Here is a 17655-nt window from a genome sequence, read left to right as displayed (position 1 = left end):
TTAATATATAGCATTCTTCTCTCCCTTCAACCACCCCCTTATCGTTTTCACGATCGCGTCAGCGTGCATCCGGGCTGACTCGTCTTGCGTCTTAACGGCATAAGCCTCTGCCGCCTTTGCCACGCTTTCCATTTGCAGGGTGAATAACGTCAACAGGTTGGTCGTTTTTCTCACCTCAGAGTAATTCGTGATCACCATTACCTGACGGATGTATTCCATTTGAAGGTCCCTACGAGAGGAAGGTATTTCATCCCCGTTTTTCAACTCGGAGAATATACCGTCTTCCATATCCCGGAAGAACTCCTCGGGAGTGTAATTCCCTTCACGCCCGTACAACTCCACGCAAGTGGTAAGGAATGCAGATTTCGGCAACAAGTTTTGGATCACGAAACGCTGGATACTGCTCCATGTTTTCAACCCGTCGACTTCAGCCAATCCCGTGATACGTTTGTCAAATAACCAGTCGGGTCTGTTGAACACGTGTTTCGCGAGGAAGTCCATAGCCTCCTTTTGCCGTTCGAGTTCCACCATGCTGGAACCCGTCCCGGGCTCCGACCGCAAGGGAGTTTCACTGTAACGACCTGCCACGTTTTTCAGCACGTGCGAAACGAAATACATGTATTGGTTCAATACCCCGCTATATATCATTTTCAGGTAGGTAGCCTCATCGTCATCGCCTTTCGTCCACGCTTCCAGATTATTCATGATCAATTTCAAATTCTTGATACCGTACTCGCTTGCCTTCATGCTATTGTCACCCAAGTCCTCGGACTGCCAGCGGGGATCGGACATATCCAATTCCGTTCCGAACCTGTATTTCGGGTCTTCCTTGTATTTCTCCCCCACCCATTTTCTTAAATAAGCGGTTTCCTCGTTCAGCTTCATCCCGGGGAAATAGCGATATCCCCACTCTATGGCAAATTCATCATAGATTCCGATACCGGGAATCAAATCTTTCGTGTCAATCTTGTCTTCCGGCTGGGCGATATAGTTCATACGCGCATAGTCCATGATGGAAGCGGTATGCCCGTGTTTCTTCACAAATTCCCTATCTCTCAACTTCTCCACGGGATAAGTACTGCTTGCCCCGAAATTGTGGCGCAGTCCCAAGGTATGCCCTACCTCGTGAGCCACAACAAAACGCATCACGTCGCCGATTACCTCTTCCGGCATCGGGTATTGACGCACCCGGGGATCGGAAGCGGCAGCTTGGCAGAAATACCATTGTTGTACCATAGCCATCACGTTGTGGAAGATTCCGATATGAGAACAAAGTATCTCACCGGAACGGGGGTCTGCCATGTGAGGCCCGTAAGCGTTCGCTACCAATGACGCCTTGTAAGAGATCACGGAATAACGAATGTCCTCGATAGAAAAGTCCGGGTCTTCTTCCAGCGTGGGAGCCATCTTGCCGATAATGGCGTTCTTGAAACCGATCTTCTCGAAAACAGGCTGCCACAAGTTCACCGCCTCAACAAAGTAAGGTTGCAGGAATTTCGGGGTATTGCAATCGATATAGAACACGATCGGTTTTACCGGCTCCACCAATTCCCCGCGTTTGTATTTCTCCATATCTTCCGGTTTCGGTTCCAAACGCCAGCGGCTAACCATGCTGATACGTTCCGATTTGTAAGGATTCGCCCCGAAATCAACTTTCCCGTACGCAAAATATCCTACCCGACTATCCTCGAAACGCGGACGCATCGGTACTTCCGGTAACAAGGCAATGGATACCCCGATTTCCCAACGCGTGGGAGGAGTCGGCTCACTTCCGCCTTTCGGGTACGCCGGACTGGGCGGCAAGGCTCTCGAACCCGCGGAATAACTCTTCACGGAACGAAAGATGATGTTATTCTTAAAAGTGCTGATTTTGGTCATATAAGAACGATCCGCTTGAAAAGAACCCAATCCCATCTTTTTGGCAGACGCTTTCAACGAGAACAAGTCATTATCCCCCGTCACGGCAGTCGTCACATCTAACAACAAGGAGTTTTCGCCCTTCGCCTTCACGTCGAACACGTACAACACGGGAATCAGACTCGCATTCTTTACCGTGTTGTATATTCCCATCGTCGTGTCCGTCACGGCATAGCCGTAAGTGGGCTTCTTCACGAACACCTTGTCCTTGGGTCCCCGCTCGAAACTAATAATCGTGTGGGTCAAGGCATCTCCCGGGTAACCGTACATTTGAGTAGGGGTCGGCTTCGGATTCTCCGACCCCTTGATGATTGAAATCATGGATACAAATTCCCTCTCCATCATATCATCGGGAATTTCCATGTAATACTTGTCATCCTGCACGTATACATTGAACATCCCTTCATGTACCTCCGCTTCAGATTTTATAAACTCCGAAATAGCAGGCAATCCCTTCCGTTTCGTCGAATCCGCCTCTACTTTTTCTTTCTCTTGGGCAGAAAGTACAGGCACACACATTCCTAAATAGCATATAGTGAATGCTATTAATCTACATACAATTTTCATACAGATACTTATTTGTTAATTGTTTCCTAGTTTTTCAGCTCGCATTTTTTCAATGATACTTTTCACAATACCGTACTTTTTAAAAACGTGCGGATAATCCTCCTCGTATAATTCCCGTACTTGTTCCTCCGTGAAACCTAAATACAGGGCTACATAGTCATTCACATCTTGATCTCTCGAAGGGAAATAATACAATTCTCCCTCTATAATCGGTCTATTGGGAGCAGGTTTCAAGAAACCGTATTCCTCACAAGGTGCATAGGAAGGATTATATTTACTTGGAGCAGTATTAATATCCACCTTATTTCCATAACCATAATATTCATTAACATCCTTAGTCAACACTTTGTAAAAAGGATCCAAATCCGTTTTGTTGTAAGTATTGTAAATATAAGTTCCAACTTGAGCGGTTAATATTTCTCCCGCAAGCATTCTTTTTTCTTTTTCATCCATATTTTTGATGTCCGGTAATTTACCGACAGCAACAGTCGTTAATCCGGAAAAAGCTGAACCAATATAAGGAAGATAATTTTTATCATTCAACCCCATATGCAATGTATCCACCAATAAATAACTACGAGGAACATCTATAAAATCCGGGAAATTCGCTAATACATAGTCTCGTAGCAATTTAACTCCTTCCATTATATCTTCTTCATTAGAAGACAGTACATAAGCATTAGGAACTTCTCCATAGATATTACCCGTGATCGTGTAATTCAACTTAATCACCTCGTAATAAATATTAGGACGTCCGAAGGCATCGGTTCCCCGATCTTGAGAACCAATGGTATCATTGTAAAAAATAGGTACACCATACAGTTCATAGACTTGATATATCGTATGATCCAGTACACTATTCGGATTGTCTTTATTTACCCACCAGTTTTCATCTTGATAACTGGGCATTACATCATCTTCTTTATCATTACAAGAAATTAAAAACGATGTACAAATAATGGCTGCTATATAAAATATCTTTTTCATAGACTACTTAATTATTAATCTTACGTTCCTCTCTTATTGCATTCTGAACTAAAGAACCATTGTTATAACTTATGGCATAATCCGGTATAGGCAGTACATAAGCTGTCTCTTCATTATACTTCTTCAAGCGGAAATTCCCCTCGAAAGAGTACTGTGACGCGGAAGGTCTTGAATAATGCGGATGGAGAATTTCTTTCGTGAAAGGATATGTCGAAGATACTGCATACCGACGTAAATCGAACCAACGATGTCCCTCGAAACACAATTCCCGGCGACGTTCGTTTCTAATAAAGTCAATAAAATTCTCATCCCTATTGGCAATCATTTCCTCCTCAATAGCAGGCATTTGCCCTTGGACAAAACGATTTTCCCGTAATATATTCAACGTAGCCTTCGCTCCGGTTTCATCACCGGACATGGCTTGTGCCTCTGCTTTATTTAAATAGACCTCAGCCATTCGCAACAAAAACACATCCGAAACATAACCGTCCACATCCTGATCTCTCAATTTGATACAACGATAAAGTCCCGGGGTTTTATAACTCTCCAGCATGAAAGCTTGCCACCGCAAATCATTCTCATCATAACTATCCTGCAAATCATCCGAAACGACAGGACAAGGAAGGATAGCAGTATACCATTCACTATAATATTGTTCGCGCATCACCAAATCCATTGAATAAGACCCTTGAGAAAAAATGGTTTCGGGAGAACCGGAACGAGTAAAACTGGTTCCCATTGTAAATGAACGTAAATCTTCCAAAGAATAAGTCGCCATCTTCAACACTGAATCGCATTGAGCGATAACATCCTCCCATTTTTCCATATACAGATATACCCGACTCAAGAATAAACGGGCCGCAGCTTCGTTTGCCTGATACACCGTAGTTTGCTCAACACCTTTCAACAACGGAATTGCTTGTTGCAAATCTTCGACGATAGCGTCATACACTTCTGCAACGGTATTACGAGAAAAATATTTATCCTCTATATACTCTGTTAGTTTCAACGGAACACCTAATTCCGTGTCCGCAGTCGTCTTAGAATACGGTAATGCGTAGAAATTAACCAAGAAATAATAAAAACTTGCCCTCAAAAACAAAGCTTCCCCTTTGATCCGGTTACGCTCCTCCATAGGATCCTCTGTCATATCATCCACTTTCGGAATAACGACATTGGCGATAGCAATCCGCGAGTAAAGATCACTCCATGTTTCATCTTTATACGGAGTTCCGTTCTGATTGAACGGATTCTTATCCCAATGATAAAAACCTTCGATAGGCATAAATCCCCCGTATGCATCCGTCGCACTATTACGTTCCACGCAATCGTCATCCATTACATGTAACCACGGGAAAGTATGTTTCTCGCTTCCCGCTATTGATAACGATGTTTTTTTTGCGGTCCTTTTGATATAACAATTCCCGATCAATAATTCCTCCAAATCCGAGGTCGAAGCGGCATAAGCCAAATCTTGAGAATAATCCTCCAGAAAATCACTACAAGAAGTGAAGACCAACAAGCAAATAACCCAATATAATATTCTATTTTTCATAACTTCTCAACATTAGAATGTAATATTTAAACGGCAAGAATACGTCGGACGAATACTCATATTAATAGTCGGGGAGCTTCCCGATTGAGTTGCCGGGTCTTGTCCTTTCAATTTTTTATTACATAAGGTAAATAAATTCGTCCCCGTGAACTCGATGGAAGCAGATCTCAAATGCATTTTTTTGCACAGGTTTTCAGTAAACAAATACCGTAACGTCATGGATGACAAACGCAAATAATTACCACTTACGACACGAATATTTGAATTATCATACATTTCCCAAATATTACTACCAAAAGCGAAAGAATAATCTCTCCACCAAGGAGATAATGAATTCGTAAATTCGGTACCACCAACTATACCCGGAATATCTGTATACATTTCATCACCAGCCTTTTGCCAACGTTTCAAATATTCCCGACGTACATTCTGATGAGGCTGCGGGGCTAGAGTCCCATACGAACCACTCAAATTAGGATACAATTTCATTAAACGGATTTTAGAACCCAAACTGTAAGTAAAGTTAAATCCTAACACCAAACGTTTATAAGAAAGTTTATTATTGATACTTCCTTGAAGTACCGGGACACGACAACCGGAGTATTTCATGACAGTTTTGTACACTTCTTCTTTATCATCCATCGCAAGATATTTTTCTTTCACCTCGTCTAACTCTATATCATAAAACATCGGACGACCGTCATTCGGGTCTAACCCCTTGAATTTATAAGAATAGAAAGAATTCAACGAACGTCCGGGAATCTCCACGTTACCACTCAAATAATCGGCATAAGTAATCTCATCTCGGGTAACCTTGTCTTTATTATTTATTGCCCGATTCAGCAATTTATTCAATACCTGACCGATCTGAGGATCAATGCTCCAGCGAAAACCATCCGTTCCCCCTTGAGGATTGAAAGGTATGAAATTCAAAGACATTTCCCACCCTTGATTCTCTATCGTTCCGGAATTTACCGTGTAATTGGTTATACCATTGATCTCGGAAATCGTCTTACTCAAGAATGCATCCGTTGTTTTCTTGTAATAATAGGAAACCGTACCTTTAATCGCCGTATTCAAGAACGAGAAATCCAAGCCGACATTCAAAGAAGAAGTCTTTTCCCATTTCAAGTTCGGATTCGGAAAAGAATTAACCGTTGATTCATATTTATTCCCGAATTGATTATTCGGATCCCCTTTCTTGATAATCAGCTCCGGGGTTTGCGAATCCAACATATTTCCTTGGTAGCCGAAAGAAACACGCAAAGACAACAAATCCACCCAATTTACCGTTTTCAACACATCCTCTTTTGTATTCCAACGCCCGGCAATCGCCCAAATCGGTAAAAATTTGCTATTACTTTTGCTACCGAATTTATTGGAAGCATCACTTCTCGTGTTAAAAGTCAAAACATAACGATCACGATAGCTATAAGACAAAGTAAAATATCCCGACATCATATTTGTCAAAGAATTTGTCCGCTTTCCCCGGGCAAGTTCATCCGTGGCTAACCAAGTTCCATAAAGCGGATATTCATTAATATCCACAGGTGCAAAAATTTCTCCACGTCCCGGGATATAACAACGACGGGTTTGACGTAACCCTCTGTACCGGGTTGAAGAAAGCTCTCCTCCTATGGAAGCTGTAATCAAGTGTATATTCTCTGCATCAAGGAATTTATTGAAATCAGTTTGCAGTCTTACGGTATAAGACTTATTACGCGAAGTCAACTGATTCAACTCTCCTCCAAAAGGCATATAATTAGACTTTCCGCTTTCTTCAACCCGATCTCTTAACTCATTAGCATAGAATGTTTCCTCCCCCCTGTAAGTTTCTTCATTTGTATTACTATTCGAATAGGAGATTGTCAATCCCGCATTCAAGTAACTAGTAAACTTGTAATTTATAGAAGTATTAAACGTAAACCCGCTGGTTTCAATATCCCGAGAACTATTTCTCACCTCATTCAATATATTGAAAGGATAACGGAATGATCCATCTTCCTCTCCAATACGATCATAATAATACAAGGAACCATCCTCATTATAAGCCGGAATAGTACGGGCAGTATTGAAAGCATAACTCAAAACATCGATCTCTTCAGGCGTGTAACTTTTCTCATTTACATTAGCCTGCAAGGCAAAACGGGCTGAAAATTTATTATAGTTAGCAGTCACATTCAAATTCGTGGAATAACGTTTATTCTGTTCTCCCTTAAGCACCCCTTTTTCATCATTATATCCCAAAGAAGCATAATAACGTATATTATCGGTTCCTCCCGATAAACTCAAGGTATGATTATGCGAGAATGCATCACGACACAGTAACTTAAACCAATCGGTATTCGCCGTTTCATAACGACTTACCAAAGATTGGAACTCGTCAAAATCCATTTTACCATTCCAATAATCGGAAATTGCAGCCTCATAACCAACCCAAGCATTTAACCTAGTAAACATGACTCCTTTTTCAATCAGTTCGCGAGAAAAAGCCATTCGTTCTTCGGAATTCATCATATTTACTTCTCGGTCTCCATACCGAGGACGCAAAGACAAACTTCCGGTCATCGAATAAGAAACTGTCGGTGGTCCTATCTTACCCTTCTTCGTGGTAATCACGATCACACCATTAGCGGCACGCGTACCATACAATGCAGTGGCAGAAGCGTCCTTTAACACGTCTATTTGCTCGATATCATCCGGATTTAACCCGGAAATAGCATTACCTAACAAATTCACGAAATCCAGATCATTAATCTGCGAGGGGTCAACATTCACCGGATCATGCAAAATGATACCATCCAATACCCAAAGCGGTTCACGAGATCCCAACACGGTGGAAGAACCCCGGATACGTAATTTCGGAGCTGCACCTACCTGACCGGAATTTTGCATGAAAATCATGCCCGGCACATGCCCTTCCAGCATTTTATCAATGGTTGATATACCGGCAACATTAATATCATCAGCCTTCAGCGTGGTCACGGCACTCGTCAGATGACGCTTATCAATTCTCTGGTAACCCGTGATAACAACTTCTTCCATTTCTTCCACGTCCTCATCCATCACGATATCCAACTTCTTGCCCGGGGTATATTTCACCTCCTGCCTTTTCATTCCCACGAAAGAGAATATAAAAGTCACCGTATCCCGTGGAATGGCGATTTTAAACTTACCCTCTATGTCAGACACGACTCCGACACTTGTTCCCTTGACCAACACGGTTACACCCGGAAGCGGTTCGCCTCTCCTGTCTTTCACCGTACCGGTTACCGTTTTACTCTCCTTTTTCTTGTTATCATCATCTTTATTCGTGATGTAGATGATGTCCTGTTCGAAAAAATACCGTAAAGAAGTATTTCGGAATACCTCATCCAATACCTCACGAACCGTCTTTCCGCTAGCCTTCACGTTGAAAGCTTTCAAGTCCTTTACATGTTCTTCATTGTAAATGAACCGCAACCCTGTTTGTTTCCATATTTCCTGACACAGCGTGTTCACGTCACATTTATGCAAGTCGAGAGAAACAACCTGCTCTTGCGAATAGCTATTCGCCATCGCCCCGGAAATAAAAAAGAAACAAAAAATCATCAACAGTCGCATAATTTTCAAAGTCTTTGATTTTTTCACGCTAAAAACAGCGTATTTCCAAATAGATTTCATAAATTTGTAGTTAAAGATTACACATAGTGAATAGGGATCCGCTTGCCAATGGACCTATTCATTTAACTTTTAAAAGGTGAAGATGGGGAAACATCTTCATCTTTTTTTATTACAACTTACTTATAAATACTGTATTTCCTTTCACTTTAAAGCGAGCGTCCGATATCTTCTCGAAAGAACGGAACAACTCCTGTACATCCTTATATCGTTTCAAATTACCGGATAAATGCACATCACGCAAACCTCCGTTTTGATAGAACACATCCAAACCGTACCATCTACTCAACTTATCCATAATCGAACCCAAAGATTCGTTCCGGAAGATAAAATCTCCGTCTTTCCATGCCACGTACGGCAGTACATCGACATCTTCGACCTTTATCCCATCTTTTGACTTATCAAATATACCTTTTTGATTTGGTTTTAACAACACCTCTTTTCCACCTTGATTCATACTCACGGAACCTGTCACAAGAACAGTCTCCACCCCATCATAGGTATTCACGTTAAATTCCGTACCATAGACTCTGACTGCCACATCATCTTCCATCTGTACGATAAAAGGCATCTCCTTATTCTTTGCCACATCGAAATATGCCTCTCCTTTCAAATAAACCACCCGCTGCTTTCCATTAAACCGTACCGGGTAAAGCAATTCCGTTTCGGCATTCAACCACACCCGCGTTCCGTCTGACAATGTCAAATTAAACTCTCCCCCCCGTGGAATCAACAAACGATTCATCACTTTCTCCGCATCTTTTTCCAAAGTTTCATCCTCTCGAACAGCTTGATAAGAAATACTACCCGTTTCATTTACTCGCACTGAAGTTCCATCCCGTTCCTCCAATTGTCGGGTTTCCATTCCCATCTCTACCTTTTCACCCGAGGATAATACCAGTATTGCTTGAGGCTTTCCCGGTTGAATCGATATTTCCTGTGCCATTTGCACCGGAACTTCCGCCGTGCGCCAGAAAAGAACGCCTCCCATACTCAACGCTAAAACCAATACAGCCGCCACGCTATACCAAACACGTATATTCAAATTCTTTTTCAATTTCCGGCGGAAAGTATTGAAATCCGGTTGTACCTCACGAGCATATACGCTCCACTCCAAAGCCAAGTGAACTCGCTGGAACTCCCTAAAATACTCCCGGTTACGCTCACTCTCGGCTAACCATATCTCCACGTCTTCACGAACGATTTCATCCGCTTCGTCCAAGAGATACAAGAGTAATTTTTCATCTATTTCGTTTTGCTCCATCATAGTCGTGATATTTTTCAACTATAATACAGTTCAAGAACAAAAATCATTGACTCGAAAATAAACTTTTTTCAAAGAAAAATAATTCACACAAGAATACGCACTCGAAATCAACACATTACAAAAATCATTTTTCTCAAATATTTTCTTCTATTTCCTCCTCGACCGACAGAAATCGCCTTCCACAAATAAAGAGATAAGCAAGTAATTATCTATTTATCCCTTTTTACATTCTTAATATTTTCCTTTCAAAGACCTTCGGGAAGGTCTTTGAAAGGAGTTTGAAAGGAGTTTAAAAGGACTTTGTTCCCTATCTTCACCGGCACAACTCCCTGTTCTCTCCGGAAATTCATCATGCCCACCAAACTTTTGCATCGTATTTCTATTCTCATCATTTTCTATTTTCAAATTAACGATACAAAAATATCCTCCTCTCCTCTTGTCATCAACCAAATGACACAGACAGCCAAATAACTTTATGAACACCCCAAAATTTGACACTAACCTCATCTTATTCATAACGAATACTTACTACCAAACATTGCGATGTATTCTATCCTCGACGTTGATTTCCTTTTGCTTGCAAATATGTGCATTTTCAGCGGGATAACCGATGGCGAGGAAGCAGGTAAACTCGTATCCTTCGGGAGCATTGACAAGTCGCTTCACGTGCTCCGGTTCATTACCGATAGGAATACGGAACGCACACGCCAGTCCTTCTGCCGTTGCCGCCAGCAAAATATTTTCAACGGCAGCCCAAGCGGAGGCAAAATAATTGAGCGAACTTTGGTCTGCCGGCTTACATAGAGGGTAATCCTTCTGCCGGAAAAACGGCAGGACGAGGCAATCACTTTGTATAAGCATTCGTTGCTGTTTGGGTAGGGCATCGACAAACATCGCGTGCTCATCCTCATCCATTACGTTTGCCGCCGCTTCCAATCCCGTCTGCTGAATACGTTGGGTATTTTCCACCACCGGCGACACGAGCCGAGCAATATTTTCTGGTCCTCTTACAACGACGAACTCGAACTGGCGCAAATGGTCGTTAGTAGGAGCCTTGAAAGCTGCCGACAAAATCTTTTCCAACACTTCATTCGAAACTTCCTTATCAGAAAAATCTCGGATAGTTCTTCTTCTTTCTAATACCTGATAAAAATCCATAACGATATGTTTTAAGTTACATTTATTGTTTTTCAATGGCAAAATTACACCGCTTTATTGTTGCATATTTGTCATATTATCTCGTATATTTGTTGAATATTTGCAATAAAAAAAATTAAACCTTCTTTTATGGAAGATTCCGTCATTCCTTACGAATTACCCGATGTGGAGAATCACTCGTTTTTCTTCATAGACCAACGAGTCGAAATAAATATCGAAGCAAAACTACATCAGCACGATGCATGGGAATTGTACTACGTCGTTCACGGGCAAGGCAACCGGACGGCAGGCGATACGCTACAGCCCTTTGCGGCGGGCGACGTGGCATTAATCCCCCCGTCTATGCTTCACCATTGGGAATACGCGCCAAATTCAGCGGACGATGACGGGTGTATACGCTATCTGATGGTAGCTTTCAGCCATTCGCTAGTGGAGCGTTGCATAGAAGTATTCCCGGAATTACGGAATCGACTGGCAGGCATCACGTTTCCGACCGATGCTCTAAAATTCGGTCCTGAAAGCTCCCGCATCATACGCAAAATATTATCTGAAATGAACGACATGGACGAGTTGGGACGCTTAAGCGAGATGATGCGCTTGTTACCCATCATTTTTACCACATCTGACCACACGTTCGCGGGCAAACCAATGCGCATCGAGCGGGACGTGCGGCGGATGCAACAAATCTGCACCTACGTGATGGCACACTATGTCCATGCTATTTCTTTGGATGACATTGCCACGGAAGTGGGGATGAACCGTTCGGCATTTTGTTCCTACTTCAAACGATGCAAAGGGATGACTTTTTCGCAATTCGTTACTCAATACCGTTTAAATACCGCCTGCGAACTACTGAAGCACTCGCGAAAGCAAGTATCGGAAATATGCTACACCGTAGGATTTAACGATGTCCCGCATTTTAATCGTATCTTCAAGAAAATAAAGCACATATCTCCGAAAGAGTATAGGAATAATCATTCAGACCAAATAATTTAGAAGATTTATTTATAAACACTATCCGTTGTAATCCCATGCATATCCCGTGGAGAATAGGGATTATTCTCGCTTCAAAGCCGATACAAAGCCGGTGTAAAGCCGCTCGGGAGCATCTTTATACCGGCTAAACACCTTGTATAATAAGACATTAACACGGAAATTCAATAAGATATCCACGTGTCTTCCATGCTATTACCTACTATTAAGATATGGAACTCACGTGATTTCCAATAATCTTTTTTCAAGAAAAAATAAATACACCGCAATATCGCCCTCTTTTTCAGTTGTTTGCCTGAGTTTTTTTAACGCTTTTACCAGAAGAGAATTTACTGTCGAAACCGAAATTCCCAATTCATCCGCCACCTCTTTATATTTCATTCCCTTCAAATACACGCTTCGAATAATCTCTTGTGTTCTGGGCGGCAACTTCCCGATTTCCGTTTCCACCCGCCGGAAAACCTCGTCCTCGAAACTATCATATTCTTCCCAAGGACTCTCGTAACGTGCCACGTCACAAGCCCGCCTTAACGGATCTATTCTATCGAGCTGGTTCAAAGCCAAGTTACGCACGGAAGTAAACAAATATGATTTCAGTGTATCAGGCTGTAACTTATCCACAAACGACTTCTCCCACAATTTAACGAAAAAATCCTGTACCACATCCTCCGAACGCTGAGTATCGTGCAAAAAAGTAGCTGCCCAAACCACTAGCGGCTTGTAGTATTCTTTAAAGAGAAGCTCCATTCCACCTATCTTCCGCTCTTTCAGCAACTCGCAAATCTCTTGGTCACTCACTCGCATATCCCATTTTTTGCACTTGAGTTACAAATATAGAGAATTTTATTCTCTAAAAACGGATTAGTGCCTTAAAAGTTGCTGTATAAATATCTGCAATAACCCGGGTTCCAGTAATATCGGGAAAATAAAACCATACACCGCCCCGTAGAAATGGGCATTGTGATTGATATTATCCCCGCCCCGCTTCGCCATGTACTGGCAATACCATAAATAAACGAAACCGAACACGATACCGGGAATAGGAATCGCGGCGAATAAATAAATCTTATCCCAAGGATTCAAGAATATGGCGGTAAACAACACTGCCGATACCGCCCCCGAAGCCCCGATAGAAGTATAATATCGATTATCCCGGTATTTCCACAAATCATATAGAGAAGCCGCTATCATTCCACCGAAGTACAGGAGTAAAAAACTCCCCCCGCTAAAGCCCAAATACCCGAAAGCACTCTCCACGTACTGACCGAAAGAAAGAAACGTGAACATATTCACGAACAAATGCACCCAATCCGCGTGTACAAACCCGTGAGAAATAATACGGTACCACTCCTTAGAGTGTATCATACGGTAAGGCGAATATGACAGCTTGTTAAATAACGAATCATTGCTAAAACAAGCTATTGATACCACCATCGTGACAATAAGTATAGCGTAAGTTATCATATCCAATATTTAAAAAATTTTCCTATCCGCATCCCCGGCAAAAGCGGTTCGCTCGGCATAAGTCTTGTCATCCCCATGAATATATAAAAGAGTTCCACCCTTTATCGTGTCAATAATCTTTTTACACACCGTCAGCGGTAAAGCCGGACATCCCAAGCTGCGTCCCAATCGACCGCACGACCGAATAGTGGACGGATCTGCATAGGCAGCCCCATGCATCACGATAGCCCGTTCTTTCGCATTATCATTTATTCCTTTTTCCAATCCGTCAAGAATCAAGGAATACCCGTTCTTCCCGTAATAAGTATTTTCCGTCCGATAGAAACCCAACGAACTCTTGTAAGAACCCTCTTTATTGGAAAATGAAGTAGCGTACTTTTCCCCGCTGTTTCTCCCGTGCGACACGTATGACACGTAGAGTAACTTCTTCAATCTCAAATTAACCACGTACAAACGCTTCTCGGTAGAAGGTTTCGAGAAATCAATCAAGGTGAGAATATCCTTCGCCAATGAATCGGTTTGATTATACCCGGCAATCGCTCGTTCAAAAAGAGCATAATCCACGATACCCTCCAAACCGATCTCGTGATAAAGCGTTTTGCTATTCACGGGCAAATGCCTTTCTGCCGCAACACACGGTTGCGCCATCCAACAAATAATCCCGACAAAAAAAAGCGTCAAAAATACACGCATAACTATCATTTACATTAATCAAACACGATCACCAATGTCTTCTCCACCTCTGCCCAATCATACATGAACTTGGCATGTGACGTGGCATTTCTCACGCACATGTGCGACCTTGGCGTTGTCCCGAGCGACCAACTGAACTCTATCAACTCGTTGTGCGGGTAATTCACCGGTACCCCGTGTAAATAAGCTCCCCCTGTAAACCGGATAGCGTATGGTGCAAACCCTCCTTCTTCCGCCGACCCGTCCTTCAAGAATAACATCTCCGACAATTTCTTTTGAATGAAATAAATTCCCGGGGGTGTCGGCTGTTGATAAGGCGGTCTGTTAGCTCCCGTTGTAATCGGATTCATACTCCGCACCAACCACGTGGTTCCATCCTGTTCCAAAGTTGCTATGTTCTGGTTCGTTCGGTCAACAAATATAACTTTTTTAATTGAAAGAGGACCTATCAGCTTCATGTATTTTTTAGGCACGTGCCACACGCCACCAAAAGTAGCCGGGATAATCTGGAAATAACCGGCACTATCGCTGATCACGGAAACGTAAGCCCCGTCCCGACCGTAACGGAATGGAACTTTCACGTTACCTAAGCTGTACAAAGGAATCCCTTGATAACGATTTACCCCGAACGTATCCCGGATCTGCTTGTATTTATTGGTTATATATTTTTCTGTCAAAGGGACTTCACCATTCTGATTTTTATAATTCCTTAACACGCCATACCCGTCATTCCGCTCTTGAAACGTCACGAGTGAATCCAAAAATGCCGAAATCTTATCCCACTGGAAACGTCGCTCCTGCTTCCCGTATTTATACGTGTCCGACAAAGTATGCCGGTCATACAACAACTTCTTCTTTATCTCGACGGCATGCGTTTCCACTCCCAACCACATGAAAAGTAGAATCAAGCCGTAACGTTTTATCCGAATCATCATTATTCAACATTTATATTTCAATAATGATGATACGTTAAAAAATCACATTTTGTTATCATGAAATAATAAAACGGGGACTTCGAGTGTAAGTCCCCGTTTTTCAGATATAATTAAAATCTATACTTATGCAGGAATCAACCCCGTGATCAAGATCAACACCAACAATCCCAAGATAGCGTACAACTCCGGGAACACGGCCAACACCATAGTAGTACCGAATACATTGTAACCGCTACCGATAGCCACGATACCGTTGGCACATACTTGAGCCTGACGGATAGCAGAGAAGAATGCCACCAAACCAAGACCTAACCCGGCACCGAAAATAGCTGAAGCAGGTCCCCAACCCATATCCACGTTCGTCAAGAAGCTACTCAACAGGAAGTATCCCACGAATCCGTACAAACCTTGTGAAGAAGGTAAGGCGGACAAACCGATATACTGACCGGAAGCGGTCGGATTTTTCTTCAACGCCCCCACGGCTGCATTACCGCAAATAGTAACCCCGTAAGCACTACCGATACCTGATAATGCCACCATCAACGCAATACCTAAATAAGCTAATAAAATTGGTTCCATAATTCTAATCTATTTAATTTGTTATTTTTATAATCTTTGTTTTTAATCATTTACTTTTTTTCTGAACGGCTCGTATTGCTTACCGCCACCTTCAAATCCGGCATTCTTGTAGAACTCCACGAAAGTCAAACGCATCGGGTGCACGAACGAACTGATCATACACAAACCGAAGTTAATCGAGTGACCAATAATCAAGATCAGAAATACCGCAATAAATTTTACAACGACAGGAAGACCGTCCGTGAGCTGGAATGCCAACGTGTTGAACACACCTCCCAAAATACTACCTGTCAACCCGATAGCGAAAAGACGGATATAGGAAAGCGTGTCCCCCAGCAATCCGGTAGCCATATTGTACGTTCCCCACAACCCGGAGCCGAAATTCGTGAAAACTCCCTTTCCCGGAGAGTTGTAGAAGTAGATCGTGAGCGCACAGAGTCCCAAAAGCACGTACAACACGTACTTCAAAACCTCCGGAATCACCACCTTCAACATCGGCAACCCGATCAACACTCCCAACAAGATAATTGCACCGACCCAACCTAACGTGGAAACCGCGTACTTAAACCCGAATTGTTTCGTCAACCGAGCGGCATTCAAACACATTCCGTAAAGAATCTGAATAATACCCACAACAACAGCGATAATCATCATCGGATTATAACCTCCCAAATATTTACCATAGTTCGCTTCTGTCAGGAACAACGATTTCACGCCGGCAAGCCAAGGCCATTCCACGCTATCCAGAGCGATACCGAAGAACGAACCCGTTAATAACCCGACAACAACCGTCATGAGTCCCAGATACTGCCCCAACACGAGGTATCCTTTTATCGCGGGAGAAGCCTTTCGCCCGATGATAAAGCACACCAACCAGATAATCAACCCGTATCCGCCATCTCCCATACACATTCCGAAGAACAGCATAAAAAACGGAGCAAGGAAGGGGGTCAAATCCAATTCCTTGTATTGCGGCAAAGCAAACATCTTCGTTACCGGCTCAAATAATCTTGAATAGGCGCTATTCTTCAACTGCACGGGAACATCATCCTCAGGTGTAGGTCTGGTAAACTCGAAATACACATCCTTCGTTTCGAGGAAACTTCTCATCTCTGCTTCCTTCTCGACGGGAATCCATCCTTCCAATGCAATCACCTTTTCGTCCACGAACGTCTGCACGGCATCCTCCACTTTCAATTTATCCGCCATCTCCGTGATCTGTAAACGATACTTCTTCAAGCGTGCAATTGCGTCTTGGGAAATCGCATCCAACTCTTCGCCGATCTTTACCGATTCCTCCCGTAGCCCTTTGATCTGTTTTTTTAACTCATCTTGGGTTGCTTGAGGGAATATATAGGGATCCGCTTCCAATTCCACCTTCATTCCGGCGGGAGTAACCGTGACAAAATACTTTTGCCCCATCATCTCGCTAATGACAACAGCATCATACGTCGCTTCCCATTCCGGTTGAAACTTCTGTTCCGCCACGGAAAAGAAATGAAATTCCCACCCAGCGGCTTCCAACTTCTGAATCTTCTCCCGGGAGAACTGTCCCCACGGACGATAAGCGGCATAGTCTTTCTCCAACCCGACCAATTGCTGGTCGATTTGTTCCTGTCTGTTATACAAACCTTCCAGATATTCCAGCAAATGCTCGTCGTCAGCCTTTACCTTCTCGATCTGCTCCACATCGTTCCGACTCTGCATATGCGTGATCATCTCTCCGGCACGTTTAATCAACATCAACTTAGCCTGAAGATCCGTATCTTCTGCCGATCGTTCCGTATTCTCGTGAATATGAACCATTCCCTTTTCCCGGAGCTCCCCGAGAAACGTCTGATATTCCTTGTAAAATATCAACAGGGATAATTTCATCATAG

At 42.9% G+C, this 17655-nt stretch carries 13 protein-coding genes; 1 reads left to right on the top strand and 12 read right to left on the bottom strand.

Annotated features, from left to right (window positions below; translation table 11 throughout):
- The 6 genes from ACK8P8_RS03365 to ACK8P8_RS03340 form a co-directional block, all read right to left on the bottom strand.
- Positions 1-2484 carry a zinc-dependent metalloprotease gene (locus ACK8P8_RS03365; protein WP_369859422.1) on the bottom strand — a complete coding sequence of 828 codons (2484 nt, stop codon included), beginning with the start codon at positions 2482-2484 and terminating at the stop codon, positions 1-3.
- Positions 2485-2499: 15 nt separating this feature from the next.
- The gene (locus ACK8P8_RS03360) at positions 2500-3471 is read right to left on the bottom strand and encodes a hypothetical protein (RefSeq protein WP_369859423.1); all 972 of its coding nucleotides are present in this window, start codon (positions 3469-3471) and stop codon (positions 2500-2502) included.
- Positions 3472-3478: 7 nt separating this feature from the next.
- Complete coding sequence (locus ACK8P8_RS03355; protein ID WP_369859424.1) at positions 3479-5026, bottom strand: RagB/SusD family nutrient uptake outer membrane protein; 1548 nt, start codon at positions 5024-5026, stop codon at positions 3479-3481.
- 12 nt (positions 5027-5038) lie between these two features.
- Positions 5039-8689, bottom strand: a complete 3651-nt coding sequence (locus ACK8P8_RS03350; RefSeq protein ID WP_369859425.1) for a SusC/RagA family TonB-linked outer membrane protein — start codon at positions 8687-8689, stop codon at positions 5039-5041.
- Between the two features lie 109 nt (positions 8690-8798).
- Positions 8799-9953 (bottom strand): FecR domain-containing protein, encoded by a 1155-nt coding sequence (locus tag ACK8P8_RS03345; RefSeq protein WP_369859426.1) that lies wholly within the window; start codon positions 9951-9953, stop codon positions 8799-8801.
- Between the two features lie 528 nt (positions 9954-10481).
- Complete coding sequence (locus ACK8P8_RS03340) at positions 10482-11111, bottom strand: nitroreductase family protein (protein WP_369859427.1); 630 nt, start codon at positions 11109-11111, stop codon at positions 10482-10484.
- Positions 11112-11240: 129 nt separating this feature from the next.
- Here ACK8P8_RS03340 and ACK8P8_RS03335 point away from each other — a divergent pair, with 129 nt between their 5' ends.
- A complete protein-coding gene (locus tag ACK8P8_RS03335; protein WP_369859428.1) occupies positions 11241-12107 on the top strand; it encodes an AraC family transcriptional regulator in 867 nt (288 codons plus the stop codon).
- 216 nt (positions 12108-12323) lie between these two features.
- On the opposite strand, the gene ACK8P8_RS03330 is transcribed toward ACK8P8_RS03335, so the two are convergent.
- The 6 genes from ACK8P8_RS03330 to ACK8P8_RS03305 all read right to left on the bottom strand — a co-directional run bounded on the left by ACK8P8_RS03330 (position 12324) and on the right by ACK8P8_RS03305 (position 17653).
- Positions 12324-12908 (bottom strand): sigma-70 family RNA polymerase sigma factor, encoded by a 585-nt coding sequence (locus ACK8P8_RS03330; protein WP_227217663.1) that lies wholly within the window; start codon positions 12906-12908, stop codon positions 12324-12326.
- A gap of 57 nt (positions 12909-12965) precedes the next feature.
- Positions 12966-13568: a rhomboid family intramembrane serine protease gene (locus ACK8P8_RS03325; protein ID WP_369859429.1), complete on the bottom strand. Its 603-nt coding sequence runs from the start codon at positions 13566-13568 to the stop codon at positions 12966-12968.
- A gap of 9 nt (positions 13569-13577) precedes the next feature.
- A complete protein-coding gene (locus tag ACK8P8_RS03320; RefSeq protein ID WP_369859479.1) occupies positions 13578-14216 on the bottom strand; it encodes a murein L,D-transpeptidase catalytic domain family protein in 639 nt (212 codons plus the stop codon).
- A gap of 59 nt (positions 14217-14275) precedes the next feature.
- Positions 14276-15196, bottom strand: a complete 921-nt coding sequence (locus ACK8P8_RS03315; RefSeq protein ID WP_369859430.1) for a L,D-transpeptidase — start codon at positions 15194-15196, stop codon at positions 14276-14278.
- Between the two features lie 123 nt (positions 15197-15319).
- The gene (locus ACK8P8_RS03310; protein WP_065218712.1) at positions 15320-15775 is read right to left on the bottom strand and encodes an ATP synthase subunit C-like protein; all 456 of its coding nucleotides are present in this window, start codon (positions 15773-15775) and stop codon (positions 15320-15322) included.
- A 42-nt stretch (positions 15776-15817) separates the two neighbouring features.
- Complete coding sequence (locus ACK8P8_RS03305) at positions 15818-17653, bottom strand: V-type ATP synthase subunit I (protein WP_369859431.1); 1836 nt, start codon at positions 17651-17653, stop codon at positions 15818-15820.
- Between the last annotated feature and the right edge of the window lie 2 nt (positions 17654-17655).

It is taken from the genome of Butyricimonas muris (assembly GCF_046365375.1).
In the GTDB taxonomy this organism is placed as follows: domain Bacteria; phylum Bacteroidota; class Bacteroidia; order Bacteroidales; family Marinifilaceae; genus Butyricimonas; species Butyricimonas muris.
The sequence above is the reverse complement of the archived record's forward strand: the minus strand, read 5'-3'. Positions and strand labels throughout refer to the sequence as shown.